The sequence below is a fragment of the Stenotrophomonas sp. PD6 genome (assembly GCF_049199305.1).
Classification (GTDB): domain Bacteria; phylum Pseudomonadota; class Gammaproteobacteria; order Xanthomonadales; family Xanthomonadaceae; genus Stenotrophomonas.
In genome coordinates this window covers 519,542-533,068 of record NZ_JBLZQD010000002.1, presented here as the reverse complement: position 1 = coordinate 533,068, position 13,527 = coordinate 519,542, and the positions used below count along the sequence as shown (strand labels likewise).

General features: G+C 65.1%; 14 protein-coding genes and 1 pseudogene. 10 read left to right on the top strand and 5 right to left on the bottom strand.

Translation table 11 applies throughout. The features are described from left to right. The first annotated feature begins 466 nt into the window (after positions 1 to 466). Both ACOZHM_RS05185 and ACOZHM_RS05180 read left to right on the top strand, forming a co-directional pair. Positions 467 to 1,336 (top strand): ankyrin repeat domain-containing protein, encoded by an 870-nt coding sequence (locus tag ACOZHM_RS05185; protein WP_421567940.1) that lies wholly within the window; start codon positions 467 to 469, stop codon positions 1,334 to 1,336. A 105-nt stretch (positions 1,337 to 1,441) separates the two neighbouring features. Continuing rightward, positions 1,442 to 2,284, top strand: coding sequence for an ankyrin repeat domain-containing protein (locus ACOZHM_RS05180; RefSeq protein WP_421567939.1), 843 nt, complete (start codon positions 1,442 to 1,444; stop codon positions 2,282 to 2,284). 50 nt (positions 2,285 to 2,334) lie between these two features. On the opposite strand, the gene yegS is transcribed toward ACOZHM_RS05180, so the two are convergent. The 5 genes and pseudogenes from yegS to ACOZHM_RS05155 all read right to left on the bottom strand — a co-directional run bounded on the left by yegS (position 2,335) and on the right by ACOZHM_RS05155 (position 5,425). After that, complete coding sequence (gene yegS, locus ACOZHM_RS05175) at positions 2,335 to 3,285, bottom strand: lipid kinase YegS (RefSeq protein WP_421567938.1); 951 nt, start codon at positions 3,283 to 3,285, stop codon at positions 2,335 to 2,337. 130 nt (positions 3,286 to 3,415) lie between these two features. Continuing rightward, a pseudogene (locus ACOZHM_RS05170) lies at positions 3,416 to 3,748 on the bottom strand (NYN domain-containing protein); the annotation flags it as partial. A 135-nt stretch (positions 3,749 to 3,883) separates the two neighbouring features. Continuing rightward, a complete protein-coding gene (locus ACOZHM_RS05165) occupies positions 3,884 to 4,375 on the bottom strand; it encodes a GNAT family N-acetyltransferase (protein WP_421567937.1) in 492 nt (163 codons plus the stop codon). A gap of 2 nt (positions 4,376 to 4,377) precedes the next feature. Then, positions 4,378 to 5,055, bottom strand: coding sequence for a ribulose-phosphate 3-epimerase (rpe, locus tag ACOZHM_RS05160; RefSeq protein WP_311183026.1), 678 nt, complete (start codon positions 5,053 to 5,055; stop codon positions 4,378 to 4,380). 40 nt (positions 5,056 to 5,095) lie between these two features. Next, positions 5,096 to 5,425: a J domain-containing protein gene (locus ACOZHM_RS05155; RefSeq protein WP_392922671.1), complete on the bottom strand. Its 330-nt coding sequence runs from the start codon at positions 5,423 to 5,425 to the stop codon at positions 5,096 to 5,098. A 144-nt stretch (positions 5,426 to 5,569) separates the two neighbouring features. On the opposite strand from ACOZHM_RS05155, the gene ACOZHM_RS05150 reads away from it, so the two are divergent. The 8 genes from ACOZHM_RS05150 (at position 5,570) to ACOZHM_RS05115 (ending at position 13,492) form a co-directional block, all read left to right on the top strand. Continuing rightward, on the top strand, positions 5,570 to 6,496 hold the full coding sequence (locus tag ACOZHM_RS05150; RefSeq protein ID WP_421567936.1) for a phosphoribosylaminoimidazolesuccinocarboxamide synthase: 927 nt from the start codon (positions 5,570 to 5,572) through the stop codon (positions 6,494 to 6,496). 79 nt (positions 6,497 to 6,575) lie between these two features. Continuing rightward, the gene (locus ACOZHM_RS05145; RefSeq protein WP_421567935.1) at positions 6,576 to 7,061 is read left to right on the top strand and encodes a DUF962 domain-containing protein; all 486 of its coding nucleotides are present in this window, start codon (positions 6,576 to 6,578) and stop codon (positions 7,059 to 7,061) included. A gap of 412 nt (positions 7,062 to 7,473) precedes the next feature. Beyond that, entirely contained in the window at positions 7,474 to 10,302 is a 2,829-nt protein-coding gene (locus ACOZHM_RS05140; protein ID WP_421567934.1) for a monovalent cation/H+ antiporter subunit A, read from the top strand. Next, entirely contained in the window at positions 10,302 to 10,697 is a 396-nt protein-coding gene (locus ACOZHM_RS05135; protein ID WP_421567933.1) for a Na+/H+ antiporter subunit C, read from the top strand. The genes ACOZHM_RS05140 and ACOZHM_RS05135 overlap by 1 nt, the downstream gene beginning before the upstream one ends. After that, positions 10,694 to 12,229: a monovalent cation/H+ antiporter subunit D gene (locus ACOZHM_RS05130; RefSeq protein WP_421567932.1), complete on the top strand. Its 1,536-nt coding sequence runs from the start codon at positions 10,694 to 10,696 to the stop codon at positions 12,227 to 12,229. The genes ACOZHM_RS05135 and ACOZHM_RS05130 overlap by 4 nt, the downstream gene beginning before the upstream one ends. Further along, a complete protein-coding gene (locus ACOZHM_RS05125; protein ID WP_421567931.1) occupies positions 12,226 to 12,732 on the top strand; it encodes a Na+/H+ antiporter subunit E in 507 nt (168 codons plus the stop codon). The genes ACOZHM_RS05130 and ACOZHM_RS05125 overlap by 4 nt, the downstream gene beginning before the upstream one ends. After that, entirely contained in the window at positions 12,729 to 13,013 is a 285-nt protein-coding gene (locus tag ACOZHM_RS05120) for a K+/H+ antiporter subunit F (RefSeq protein WP_068854300.1), read from the top strand. The genes ACOZHM_RS05125 and ACOZHM_RS05120 overlap by 4 nt, the downstream gene beginning before the upstream one ends. Next, the gene (locus tag ACOZHM_RS05115; protein ID WP_421567930.1) at positions 13,010 to 13,492 is read left to right on the top strand and encodes a Na+/H+ antiporter subunit G; all 483 of its coding nucleotides are present in this window, start codon (positions 13,010 to 13,012) and stop codon (positions 13,490 to 13,492) included. Before ACOZHM_RS05120 ends, ACOZHM_RS05115 begins: the two co-directional genes overlap by 4 nt. The last annotated feature ends 35 nt before the right edge of the window (positions 13,493 to 13,527 follow it).

The window sequence follows — 13,527 nt, the reverse complement described above, 5'->3', positions numbered from 1 at the left end:
ACAACCGGCTTCGCGTCATCCCCGAAAACGGCTTTGTCAGGGATATAGATTTCCGCACGGAATCCTGACTGAGGCGGCTGCAACATATCGCGAAGTTCGTCGTCTGACAGATCTATTCCTGCATCTCGCAACGCAGCTGGATTCTCGGTTGCACGCGCCCAACCAGCAGGGGGCTCCCCTTCGGCCTTGGCCGACAGATAGACGTCGGCGGCGAGACCAGACATCTCGCGCGCGTGATAGGTTTCCTGGAGACGACTCGCTTCGTTGTCGTTGCCGCTCTCGCGCAACTTTTGAACAAGAAGGTTCTGTTCCTGGATGGCGCGGGCACGCGCCTCGATATCGGGACCACTCATGGCAAGCTCCATTGCACAGTGAAGGTGCGCGATCCCCCCGAGCCGCGCTACTTATCGAATAACAGAACACTTTGCTAATGTCACCCCTTCAGGGGCTCAACATCAGGATGATCATGCGCAGCAGTCTTCACAAAATGATGACGAAATCCCTACTAAGTGCGGCATGGTTCACACTTTTCCTCGTCAATGGCTGTGCGGCGTCGTCTTCACATGGCGCTGGCGACTACTTCGACGGAAAGGCGTTGGAGTTGGCTATCGCAACCGAAACGGGTGAAGCGGAGGCCATTCGCCACTTGATCAAGGATGAAGGGGTCGATCCCGACTCTACCTTTGCGCGTCGCGATGGAATTCCCATTGTGGCGTGGCCGCTCCGTGCGGGCAATCTTGAAGGACTGCGCGCACTTCTGGACAGCGGGGCTGACCCGAATGCTCGCGAAGTAAAGGAGATGAACGGAAGGGAGATTCACTTCAACAACGCCATGGTCTACGCAGCGAAGATGGACGATCCACGATTTCTGGAGTTGCTCCTGAAGCATGGCGGGGATCCGAACACGCGCAATTCAGCTAATGAAACTCTGATGCTGCAGGCCTTCCTCAGTGGCAATCAATGGAAGAACATCCAGACCCTGGTGGAGCATGGCGCGAGTATCAACGAGTCCAGCCTCAGCAAAGGAGATGACACCGTCCTCAGCTGGTACACCAGCCGAGGTGGGTTTGATTCTGCCTATTGGCTGATCGAGCACGGCGCAGACCCGACCATTCCGTCGCGCCCCCCCGCTGGATCAAACCTTCCATCGCGACAGATGATGGTTGAGGACATCTATTGGGGTATCACCACGCCCGATCTTCTTCCATGGCAGAAGAAGAGCCAGCAATGGCTGGTCGCGCGAAACATCCCGCGCCCACCGATGCCTGAGCACATCCGAAAGAAGCGTGAGGCGTTCGGGTTCCCCACGAAGGAAGAGGATATCCCCCTTCTCTGACACGGTCGCGCATCGCACCGTCATGGCGAAGCGCATTCTCAACTTCTGTGTTTCTTACGAACTTCAGCCTTGAACATATGCCAAGACATAGGTCCGATTCCTGCCATGAAGTTTTCAATATTAGTCATGGTATGCCTCATACTTATCCTCGTGATTGGCTGTACCGCATCTTCTTCACATGGCGCGGGTGACTACTTCGATGGGAAGGCGTTGGAGCTGGCTATCGCAACCGAGAACGGGGACGCGAAGGCCATCCGTCACTTGATCAGAAATGAAGGCGTCGATCCCGACCAAAGCTTTGCTCGCCGCGACGGCATCCCTCTAATCGCATGGCCGCTTCGCACGCAGAATCTCGAAGGACTGCGCGCGATGCTCGACAACGGCGCCGATCCAAATTCGCGGCAAGTGCGGGAGATCGACGGAAAGCCCTTCAAGTTCAACAACGCCATGGTGTATGCCGTGCGCCTGGACGATCCGGTCTTCCTGCAGCTGCTTCTCAAGCACGGCGGTGACCCCAATACGCGAAGCAGTGGCGGCGAGTCGCTGCTGTTCCAGGCGTTCATCAACGGAAATCAGTGGAAGAACGTCCAGCAGCTTGTTGAAGCAGGCGCAAAGGTGAACGAGAACAACCTGGGGAAGGCTGATACGGTGTTGAGCTGGTATACCGCCCGCGGTGGTTTTGACTCGGCATACTGGCTGCTGGAACACGACGCGGACCCGACCCTTTCCGCACCTGCTGCTGTGAGATCAACCGGTCCCGCACGTCAGATGATGGTGGACGACATCTATTGGGAAATCACCACGCCCGACCTTCTGCCGTGGCAGAAGAAATGCCAGCAATGGCTGATCGCGCGCAACATTCCGCGGCCGCCGATGCCGGAGCACATCCGCAAGAAGCGTGAAGCCTTCGGCTTCCCCACGAAGGAAGAAGATATTCCCTTGTTGTGAGGCTGCCGGGCAGAGCCCGGCATTACCGCACGGCCGGGCAGAGCCCGGCGCTACGGTGCCGGTGCCGCGTCGCTTTGCGTCAGCAGCGCGCTGCCCAGCGGCAGGTGCATGTTCACCCGCGCCGCCACGCAGTCGATGCGGAAGCGGCGCGCGCGTACCGGCTCGCCGTCCAGGTTCAAGGTCAGGGGTTCGTCGGCGTCGATCTCCACCCACGGTGCCCGCGTGCGCTCGGCCACCTGTTCCAGCGCACCCGCCTTGCCGCCCTTCACCAGCGCGGCCAACGTGGAGGCGACTTCGCCGCTGAGCTCGGGGATGACGGTGATGTCGAGCAGGCCATCGTTCACCAGCGCTTCCGGGCACAGGACCTGACCGCCACCGGCCTGGCGCCCGTTGCCGATGCCCAGCGCGATGAAGCCGCCTTCCCATTCGAAGTCCGGCGTGCGCAGCCGCGCCTGGATCGGCTCGATGCGCCCCAGCCGCGAGATGCCGGTGAGCAGATAGGCCAGGCCGCCCAGCACCTTCTTCAGGCCTTCGTCGGTCTCCACCGTCACCTCGGTGCCGAAGCCACCGCTGGCCACGTTGGCGCACCACCACACCTCGCCATCGGCCTCGATGCGCAGCAGGTCGAGCGGACACGCCGGCTGGGCCTGGATCATCAGCAGCGCCTGCAGCGGATCATCAGGGATCCCTGCGGCCGCAGCGAAATCATTGGCGGTGCCCAGCGGCACCAGCCCGAGCGTGGGCAGCGCCCCGGCCGGCTCATCACGATGGGCCAGAGTCTCGGCCACCTCGCTGAGGGTGCCGTCGCCACCCGCAGCGATGATGGTGTCCACGCCGTGTTCGATCGCCTCGGCCACATAGCGCTCGGCGTCGCCGTCTTCCCAGGTGACGCGGGCCTCCAGCATTACCCCCTGGTCGCGAAGTACATGGACGGCCGCGCGCAGATCGTCGTTGCCGGTGGACTTGCCGTTGAGGATCAGACGCCAGCGGGGACCACGCATACAGCACTTCCACAATAGGGGGAGGCGCAGGCTAGCAGCGCGGCATGTCAGGCGCGGTGAACGTCATCAAACGGTCACCGACCGCCCGGAGAATGGAAGTCCATAGCAAGGACGATGGATGGAGGCAGGATCAGCCTCCGGCTGTTCCCGAGGCCGCATTCGCAAGAGTGCGGTCTTTTTTTTGCGGTTGTTCAGGGACCGCAGCCGGGGTCGAATCAGTCGCTCCACGCCTCGGAAGCCGAGGGGAGACCGAGCGCATGCCGTCGATGTGTTCGATCAACCCCTTGGGGATCGCAGACCACATCGGGTCAAGGACAACATCGACCCCTTCCCGCCGGGCCAGCTTGGCGGCCGGCACGAAGTCGGCATCGCCAGCCATCAGAACGATTTGCCGCACCTGTTTCTTCAACGCCAACGAGGAAATGTCGATTCCGATCCGCATGTCCACGCCCTTCTGCCTGACATTTAAAAAGCCCTCGGTTCGGCCGTCCCTTGATGAGGTGAGAGGCGTACTTGGAGGGCTGGATGCATTGGATTCTGAGGACTTGCCTGGTCGGTAGCAAGTTGATTCTCTCTATCGGCGAAGCATCGGCCGATTTCAGCCGTATCCCGCGAAGTTCTTGAGCGCCTCGCCTTCCAACCGGTACACCGTCCACTCGCTCTGCGGCTTGGCGCCGGCAGCTTCATAGAACTTGATGGCCGGCTCGTTCCAGTCCAGTACCGACCACTCGAAGCGGCCGCAGCCTTCGGCCACGGCGATCCGCGCGATGTACTGCAGCAGTGCCTTGCCGGCGCCGCTGCCGCGCTGCGCGGGGCTCACGTACAGGTCTTCCAGGTAGATGCCGTTGCGGCCCAGCCAGGTGGAGTAGTTGTAGAAGTACACCGCGTATCCGATGGCCTGGCCATCGACTTCGCAGACCAGCGCGCGCGCCTTGGCGCCCTGCCCGAACAGGCTGTCGCGAATGCCGGCCTCGTCGGTCTGCACCGACGATTCGGCTTTCTCATAGATGGCCAGTTCGCGGATGAAGCGCAGGATCAGCGCGGCATCGTCGGCGGTGGCGTCGCGGATCTGCAGCCCAGCCGCGCCCATGCTCAGCCCCGCGCCTTGGCGACGTTGTGGCGCATCTGGTCGATCACGTCCTTGTAGCTGACCGGCGCGTTGAAGATGGCCGAGCCGGCCACGAAGGCATCGGCACCGGCGGCGGCAATCGCGCCGATGTTGTCGGCCTTGACCCCACCGTCGATCTCCAGGCGCACGTCGCGGCCGCTGGCATCGATCTTCTGGCGTACCACGCGCAGCTTGTCCAGCGCCGAGGGAATGAAGGCCTGGCCGCCGAAGCCCGGGTTGACCGACATCAGCAGCACCAGGTCCAGGTCATCCAGCACCCAGTCCAGGATGTCCACCGGGGTGCCGGGATTGAGGACCAGGCCCGGCTTGCAGCCCAGCGAGCGGATCAGCTGGATGGTGCGATGGACGTGGCGGCTGGCTTCGGGGTGGAAGCTGATGTACGTCGCGCCGGCCTCGGCGAAGTCCGGAATGATGCGGTCCACCGGCTCCACCATCAGGTGCACGTCGATCGGCGCGGTCACGCCGTGCTTGCGCAGGGCCTGGCAGACCATCGGACCGATGGTCAGGTTCGGCACGTAATGGTTGTCCATCACGTCGAAGTGCACCCAGTCGGCACCGGCGGCAAGCACGTTGTCCACTTCCTCGCCGAGACGGGCGAAGTTCGCGGACAGGATGGAGGGGGCGATGATGCAGTTGGACATGGCCGGTGCCTTGAGGACGTAGAGAGGGGGCCGCGCGCGCTCAGCGCTTGCGCAGGGTCTTGATGCGGTCGTAGGCAGCGTTGAGCTGGCGCGATCTGCGCTCGGCCTGCTGGCGCAGCTCCGGGGCGGCGCCGACAACCTTGTCGGGGTGGTACTGGGACATCAGCCGGCGGTAGGCCAGGTCGACCTCGGCGTCGGTGGCCTCGGAGGTCAGCCCCAGCTCGCGGTAGGGGTTCTCCCTGTTCAGGCGGAACCAGTCGGCATCGAAGGCATGGCCGATCAGCAGGCCGATCACGGCCCCGAACAGCGGATTGGGCCTGAAAAGCAGCGCTCCAGCGATGAATCCGAGCAGTTTTCCGTACCAGCGCATGGAGGGTCTGGGCGGCCGTGTCAACAAAGGAACCTCATTTTACGTCACAGCGGGCCCAACCCGCTTTACACTAGGCCGCCCGCTGTCTCTGCGGGCCCTCCGGGTGCCCTGGACAGCTGTCTCGACGAAGCCTCAGGAGTGCCCGTGCCGACCACGTTGTTGCAATCCGATCTCCCCGGCCTGCCCTTGCGCCATCGCGGCAAGGTGCGTGATGTTTTCGACATTCCGCGCGAACGGCTGCCCGCCGGCACTCCGCCGGGGGACTACCTGCTGATGGTCGCTACCGACCGTCTGTCGGCCTTCGACGTGGTGCTTCCCGATCCGATCCCGGGCAAAGGCGAAATGCTCTGCCAGGTGTCGAACTTCTGGTTCGCCAAGACCGCGCACCTGATGCCCAACCACCTCACCGGCATCGACGTGGCCAGCGTGCTGCCCGAGGGCGTGGACCCGGCGCTGTATGCCAAGCGCGCCGTGGTCACCCGCAAGCTCAAGCCGGTACCGGTGGAAGCCATCGCCCGCGGCTACCTGATCGGCAGCGGCTGGAAGGACTACCAGCGAACCGGCAAGGTGAGCGGCATCGAGCTGCCCGACGGCCTGCGCCAGGCCGAGCAGCTGCCCGAACCGATCTTCACCCCCTCGACCAAGGCCGCCGTGGGCGACCATGACGAGAACATCGACTTCGATGCGATGGTGAAGGCAGTCGGTGCGGACCTGGCCGAGCGCGTGCGCGACGCCACCCTGCGCATCTACAAGTTCGCCGCCGATTACGCCCGCGAGCGCGGCATCATCCTGGCCGACACCAAGTTCGAGTTCGGCACCGATGCCGACGGCCGCCTGTACATCATGGACGAGATGCTGACGCCGGATTCCTCGCGTTACTGGCCGGCCGACGAGTACGAAGTGGGCACCAGCCCGCCGAGCTACGACAAGCAGTTCGTCCGCGATTACCTGGAAACCCTGGACTGGGGCAAGACCGCCCCGGGCCCGAGCATTCCGGCAGAGATCATCGAGCGCACCCGCGCCAAGTACGCCGAGGCGCTGCAGCGTCTGGCGGGTATCTCGGTAGATTGAGATCGGTGGGTGGAGCCGGGCAGCGCCCGGCTCTACCCGCGCCGGTGGCGGGGTATCCTGTGCGGACTCCGGAGGCTCAATGTCCACGACCACCCAGCTTGTGCGGCCCATCGACCGCTACTTCGCCAGCTACTCTGACGACCACCGCAATACGCTGAACCAGCGCATCCATGTGGTGGCGGTACCGGCGATCCTGTGGTCGGTGGTGGCCCTGCTGTGGTGCCTGCCACCGCTGATCACCTGGTTCCAGAACGGTATCTGGGCCGCCTTCGCGATGTTTGGCGCGTGGTGCTTCTACAACCGGCTGTCGCGGCCGCTGGGCATCGGCATGCTGGTCATGTTCTTCGTGTTCGGCTGCCTGTGCCGCCTGCTGGAGGCCGAGATCGGCCTGCAGAATCTGCTGTGGCTGGGCATCGGCGTGTTCGTCGTGGCCTGGATCGCGCAGTTCGTCGGGCACAAGTACGAGGGCCGCAAGCCCAGCTTCCTGACCGATCTGACCTACCTGCTGATCGGGCCGGCCTGGGTGCTGGCCAAGCTGTATCGCAGGATGGGTTGGCGGTATTGATCAGGCCTGCCGGGCAGAGCCCGGCGTTATGCGTTGGCGGTGCCGGGCATCCCCCCGGTGTTGTGTTGCGATGCGAACCTGAACGAAATGGATGCTCACTGGGGCTGCACACCCGCGCCTCCAGCATCGCTGTGGATGCTCATCTCCCGCCGCGCCCCATTCATGCTGCAGCCAGCTCTCATCGACTTTCAGGCCCCGTCGTTACTGGGCCGAGGCCGTTCGATGGGCCAGAACCGGCAAAGTCACGACGACATTTCCATACGGGCCGAACGGGTCCCGAATGGGGTGGTTTTTTGCCCTGAAAAAATGAATCACGCACGTTGCATGCAATTGGTGGCGTAATCGGGTGTATCGGCGACAAATGCCTGCCTGTTAGACTAAACGGCCTGCTCGTGAATCGCGTATTCCCTGCATGAATCCTAGCCTGCTCCTGCTGCTCGCCCTGCCTTTCCTGCTGGCAGCGGCGGTCGCCATTTTCCGCCGCACATCGCGCGCCACCGCCGCCTGGCTTGCCGCGGCCGCTCCCGTGGGCGGGCTGGTGCTGCTGGCCACGATGACCCCCGACATCCTCGGCGGCGGCGTCGTGCGCAGTTTCGGCGAATGGCTGCCCCAGATCGGACTGGCCTTCTCGCTGCGCCTGGACGGGCTGGCCTGGATGTTCGCCGGGCTGGTGCTGGCGATCGGCGCGCTGGTGGTGATGTACGCGCATTACTACCTGAGCCCCCGCGACAGCGCCCACCGCTTCTACTGCTACCTGCTGCTGTTCATGGGCGCCATGCTGGGCATGGTGCTCTCGGGCAACCTGCTGCTGCTGATGGTGTTCTGGGAAATGACCAGCATCAGTTCGTTCCTGCTGATCGGCTTCTGGTCGCACCGCCAGGACGCGCGCGAGGGCGCGCGGATGGCGCTGGTGGTCACCGGTGGCGGCGGCCTGGCCCTGCTCGGCGGCGTGCTGCTGATCGGGCGCATCGTGGGCAGCTTCGAACTGGACGTGGTGCTGGCTGCCGGCGAGGTGATCCGTGCCCATGCCCTGTATCCGTGGGCGCTGTTCCTGATCCTGGCCGGCATCTTCACCAAGAGCGCGCAGTTCCCGTTCCACTTCTGGCTGCCGCATGCGATGGCCGCGCCCACCCCGGTGTCGGCCTACCTGCACTCGGCCACCATGGTGAAGGCTGGCGTGTTCCTGCTGGCGCGCCTGCACCCGGCGCTGGCCGGCAGCGAGCTGTTCTTCTACACCGTGAGCGGGATCGGCGCGCTAACCCTGCTGATCGGCGCCTGGAACGCGATTTTCCAGCATGACCTGAAGGGCCTGCTCGCCTACTCCACGATCTCGCAACTGGGCCTGATCACCCTGCTGTTCGGACTGTCCACGCCGATGGCGGTGGTGGCCGGCGTGTTCCACATCCTCAACCACGCCACCTTCAAGGCCTCGCTGTTCATGGCCGCGGGCATCATCGACCACGAAACCGGCACCCGCGACATGCGCAAACTGGGCGGCCTGCGCCGGTTGATGCCCTTCACCAGCGCGCTGGCGATCATCGCCTCGCTGGCCATGGCCGGCATTCCGCTGCTCAACGGCTTCCTGTCCAAGGAGATGCTGTTCGCCGAGGCGATCACCGCGCAGGGCCCCGAGCCGATGCGCATCGCGGTCTCCATCGCCGCGCTGCTGGCCGGCGTGTTCGGCGTGGCCTACAGCCTGCGCTTCGTGCACGACACCTTCTTCGGCAAGGGCCCGCATGACCTGGACCGCGTACCGCATGAGCCGCCGCGCTTCATGAAGGTACCGGTGGAGATCCTGGTGGTGGTGTGCGTGGCAGTCGGCGTGGCGCCGGCGATCACCGTTGCACCGGTGCTGCATGCCGCCGCATCGTCGATCCTGGGCCCGGCCATGCCCGCCTACAGCCTGTCGATCTGGCACGGCTTCAACCTGCCATTGATGATGAGCCTGGCCGGCGTGCTCGGTGGCATCGCGCTGTACTTCGGTTTGCGCAAACTGATCGACCTGCATGCGGTGATCATCCGCACCACCGGCCGCAACCTGTTCCACAAGCAGCTGGACCTGGTGTTCGGTTTCGCCCATCGGCTGACCCAGGGCCTGGCCAACGGCAGCCTGCAGCGCATGCTGATGGCGCTGGTGGTGGTGGCGATCGTGGTCGCGGCCGCCCCGTTCGTCGCCAACCCGGTCTCGCCCAACTGGCCCTCGCCGCAGCCGATTCCGCTGCTGGGCTGGGCGCTGTGGCTGGTGATGATGTGCTGCGCGCTGGGTGCGCTGTTCGTCTACCGGCAGCGCCTGCTGGCGGTGCTGGTGGTGGGTGGCGTGGGGCTCATGGTGTCGCTCACCTTCGTGTTCCTGTCCGCGCCGGACCTGGCGCTGACCCAGCTGCTGGTGGAAATGGTCACACTGGTCTTGATGCTGCTCGGCATGAACTACCTGCCGGTGGAGTCGCCGCCGGAGAAGTCGCGCTGGCGCAAGCGCCGCGACGCGCTGATCGCGGTGATCGGTGGCGGCGGTCTGGCGGCGATGGCGTACAGCGCCATGACCCTGCCGCCCAATACCATGGCCGGCGAAATGCTCGCCCGGGCGTTGCCCGAGGCCTACGGCGAGAACGTGGTCAACGTGATCCTGGTGGACTTCCGCGGCTTCGATACCTTCGGCGAGATCACCGTGTTCGGCATCGCCGCCCTGGTGGTGCACGCCATGCTGCGGCGCTCGCGCATGGCACCGGAGCAGATCATGCCGGGCCCGCCGATCAAGCTGCCGGTGCCGGCCGATCTCGCCCAGATCATGTTCCCGCTCACACTCACCGTGTCGATTTTCCTGTTCCTGCGCGGCCACAACGCGCCCGGCGGCGGCTTCATCGCCGGGCTGGTGCTGGCCGTGCCGCTGCTGATCCAGTACGTCATCCAAGGCACCACGTCGGTGGAGTCACGCTTCGGCTTCGACTACATCCGCTGCATCGGCGCGGGCCTGTTGATCGCCATCGTCAGCGGCTGTGCATCGATGCTGTTCGGCGTGCCCTTCCTCACCAGCGGCCACGTGGATCTTGAGCTGCCGCTGATCGGCACGGTGCCGCTGGCCAGCGCGATCGGCTTCGATACCGGCGTGTACCTGGTGGTGTTCGGTGGCGCGATGCTGGTGCTGTCGATGATGGGCACGATCAAGCCCTCGCGCACCCGCAACGCCCGCAAGGGCGAGATCGATCCCAACCGTCGTTCGGCACGTACCGGGGAGATGCACTGATGGAACTGGCCCTGGCAAGCGCGATCGGCGTACTGAGCGCGATCGGCATCTACCTGCTGCTGCGCGCGCGCAGCTTCGACGTCATTCTGGGCATGACCTTCCTGTCCTATGCCACCAACCTGCTGATCTTCGCGGGTGGCCGGCTGGTCACCGGCAAGGCCCCGGTGCTGAAGGAAGGCCTGGACTACCATCTGGGCAACTACACCGACCCCCTGCCGCAGGCACTGGTGCTGACCGCGATCGTGATCGCGTTCGCCATGACCGCGGTGAGCATCGTGCTGGCCATGCGCAGCCGCAGCGACAACCACAGCGACCACGTCGATGCGCACGAGGAAGAAGAGGACGAGTCCGACCCCAACCGCGACACCGCCCCCGGCCGGGAGGGCGGCGCATGAACCATGCGGTGATCCTGCCCATCCTGATTCCGCTGTTTGGTGCCGCGTGTTCCCTGTTCGTCGAACACCGCCGCTACGGGCCCACCGTGCAACGCAGCGTGGCGTGGACCACGCTGGCGGCGCTGGCCGCGGCGGTAGGGTTGCTGTTCGCGCAGACCGCCGATGGCAGCATCGCGGTGTACCTGCTGGGTGACTGGCCCTCGCGCCTGGGCATCGCCCTGGTCGGCGACCGCCTGTCCAGCTGGATGCTGCTCACCACCCTGCTGCTGGCCATTCCCTGCCTGCTGCATGCCTGCTCGGGCTGGGACCGCCGCGCGCCGCACTTCCATGCCCTGTTCCAGTTCCAGCTGGTCGGCCTCAACGGCGCCTTCCTCACCGGCGACATCTTCAACCTGTTCGTGTTCTTCGAGGTGATGCTGATCGCCTCGTACGGCCTGCTGCTCAGCGGCGGGCGCGGCCTGCGCATGCGCATCGGCCTGCATTACGTGGTGTTCAACGTCACCGCTTCGACCCTGTTCCTGATCGCACTGGGCCTGCTGTATGCCTCGCTGGGCTCGTTGAACATGGCCGAGCTGTCCCAGCGCATCGCCGAGGTGCCGGCCAGCCACCTGACTCTGGTCAAGGCCACGCTGGGCCTGCTGCTGCTGGTGTTCTGCAGCAAGGCCGCGTTGATGCCGCTTTATCTGTGGCTGCCCGAAGCCTATGCGCGCGCACCGGCGGCGGTGGCCGCGCTGTTCGCGATCATGACCAAGGTGGGCCTGTACGCGGTGCTGCGGGTCAGCACGCTGTGGTTCGGCGCCGATGCCGGCCCGATGGCCGGGTATGGCAGCACATGGCTGCTCTGGGCCGGCATCGCCACGCTGGTGCTGGGCGCCCTGGGCGTGCTGGCCGCCGCACGCCTGCGCGTGCTGATCTCCTATCTGGTGGTGGTGTCGGCGGCAACGCTGTTCATCGCCTTCTCGATCCGCACCCCGCAGGTACTGTCGGCCGGGCTGTACTACCTGCCACACAGTACGTTCGTGGCTGCCGCGTTGTTCCTGGTCGCCGACCTGATCCGCCGCCGTCGCGGCGGCGCCAGCGACCGCAAGGAAATCATCGCGCCGATGCCGGGCAAGGAAACGCCGGCCGTGCTGTTCCTGATCGCCGCGGTGTCGGTGGCCGGGCTGCCGCCGTTGTCCGGCTTCCTGGCCAAGGCGGCGCTGCTGGCCGGCATGCCCGCGCCGTATACCGGCGTGGTCTGGGCGGCGGTGCTGGGCAGCAGCCTGATGGTGATCGTGGGCATCACCCGCGGCGGCATCCGCCTGTTCTGGCGCGTGCCGGCGGTGGAAGAAGGCGTGCCGCCGCCCCGCAAGGCGCCCACGCGGACCGTTGAACTGTTCGCCGCCGCGCTGCTGCTCTGCTACGGCATCGGCATGAGCGTGTTCGCCAACCCGCTGATGCAGTACACCGACGCCATGGCCACCCAGCTGCTGCAGCCGCAGGACTATGTCGGCGAGCTGCGCGCGACCACGCCGGAGATCCGCCAGCCATGACGCGCCGACGTTCCCTCTACCGCCGCGTGTTCCCCTCCCCGTCGCTGAGCGTGATGGTCATGGGGTTCTGGGTGCTGATGTCCGACAGCTTCACCCTCGGCCAGATTCTGCTTGGCATGGTGCTGGGCGTCGGCGTGCCGCTGTTTGCCGCGCGGCTGGACCGTGAGTTCGCCCGTATCGGCTCGCTGCGCCCCGTGCCGAAGCTGATCTGCGTGACCCTGTGGGACATCCTGGTGTCCAACATCCGGGTGGCGATCCAGGTGCTGGGCCCGGAGCGCCGCATCCATCCCGGCTTCATCTGGTTGCCGCTGGACATCGCCAACATCCACGGCATTGCCGCGCTGACCAGCATGATCACGCTGACCCCCGGCACGGTCTCGGCCGCGTTGTCCGACGACCGCCGCTACCTGCTGGTGCACGTGCTGCATCTGGACGATCCGGACGAACTGATCCGGCAGATCAAATCCCGCTACGAAGCCCCGCTGATGGAGATTTTCCCATGACCGGTTTCACCTTCATCCAGACCACGATGGCGGTGTGCATGCATGTGGTCGGCCTGGCCATGCTGCTGGCCACCTGGCGCCTGCTACGCGGCCCGACCGTGCCGGACCGCATCCTGGCGCTGGACACGCTGTCGGTGACCGCGATCGCCGAACTGATGCTGTTCGGCATGTACCTCAATTCGGCGGTGTACTTCGAGGCAGCGCTGGTGATCGCCATGCTCGGCTTCGGCAGCACCGTGGTGCTGAGCAAGTTCGTGCTGCGCCGGGACATCGTGGAATGATCACCTTCATCCAGGTCGCCCTGTCGCTGCTGCTGCTGTTTGGCTGCTTCTTCATCCTGGTGGGTGCGCTGGGGCTGGTGAAGCTGTCCACGTTCTTCAAGCGCCTGCACGCGCCGACCAAGGCCAGCACGCTGGGCGTGGGCTGCGTGCTGGCCGGTTCGGTGCTGTACCACATCTTCCTTGGCGAGGATCCGCAGCCGCGCGAGCTGCTGATCACCGTGTTCCTGTTCATCACCGCGCCGATCAGCGCGCACATGATGGCCAAGGCCGCGTTGTCGTTGATGATGGAAAAGCGCCCGACGCTGCCGGGGCATGAGACGGCGAAGGAAGAGCAGTTGCCGCCGCCGTGCCCGCGCCTTGAGACCGAGGGGCGCCCTTCCGACGAACGCGTCGCCACGCGCCGCGCCACCATAGTCGACGAGCGCCCATCCGACGAACGCGTCGCCACGCGCCCGGATCCAGCCGCCCCCAAGGAATAAAAGCTCTAATACGTCGCGGAACAAGCCGGTAGAGC

Coding starts and splice junctions, on each gene's coding strand:
- ACOZHM_RS05185 (WP_421567940.1), top strand. CDS start 467: ATGCGCAGCAGTCTTCACAAAATGATGACGAAATCCCTACTAAGTGCG.
- ACOZHM_RS05180 (WP_421567939.1), top strand. CDS start 1,442: ATGAAGTTTTCAATATTAGTCATGGTATGCCTCATACTTATCCTCGTG.
- yegS (WP_421567938.1), bottom strand. CDS start 3,285: ATGCGTGGTCCCCGCTGGCGTCTGATCCTCAACGGCAAGTCCACCGGC.
- ACOZHM_RS05165 (WP_421567937.1), bottom strand. CDS start 4,375: ATGGGCGCGGCTGGGCTGCAGATCCGCGACGCCACCGCCGACGATGCC.
- rpe (WP_311183026.1), bottom strand. CDS start 5,055: ATGTCCAACTGCATCATCGCCCCCTCCATCCTGTCCGCGAACTTCGCC.
- ACOZHM_RS05155 (WP_392922671.1), bottom strand. CDS start 5,425: ATGCGCTGGTACGGAAAACTGCTCGGATTCATCGCTGGAGCGCTGCTT.
- ACOZHM_RS05145 (WP_421567935.1), top strand. CDS start 6,576: ATGTCCACGACCACCCAGCTTGTGCGGCCCATCGACCGCTACTTCGCC.
- ACOZHM_RS05140 (WP_421567934.1), top strand. CDS start 7,474: ATGAATCCTAGCCTGCTCCTGCTGCTCGCCCTGCCTTTCCTGCTGGCA.
- ACOZHM_RS05135 (WP_421567933.1), top strand. CDS start 10,302: ATGGAACTGGCCCTGGCAAGCGCGATCGGCGTACTGAGCGCGATCGGC.
- ACOZHM_RS05130 (WP_421567932.1), top strand. CDS start 10,694: ATGAACCATGCGGTGATCCTGCCCATCCTGATTCCGCTGTTTGGTGCC.
- ACOZHM_RS05125 (WP_421567931.1), top strand. CDS start 12,226: ATGACGCGCCGACGTTCCCTCTACCGCCGCGTGTTCCCCTCCCCGTCG.
- ACOZHM_RS05120 (WP_068854300.1), top strand. CDS start 12,729: ATGACCGGTTTCACCTTCATCCAGACCACGATGGCGGTGTGCATGCAT.
- ACOZHM_RS05115 (WP_421567930.1), top strand. CDS start 13,010: ATGATCACCTTCATCCAGGTCGCCCTGTCGCTGCTGCTGCTGTTTGGC.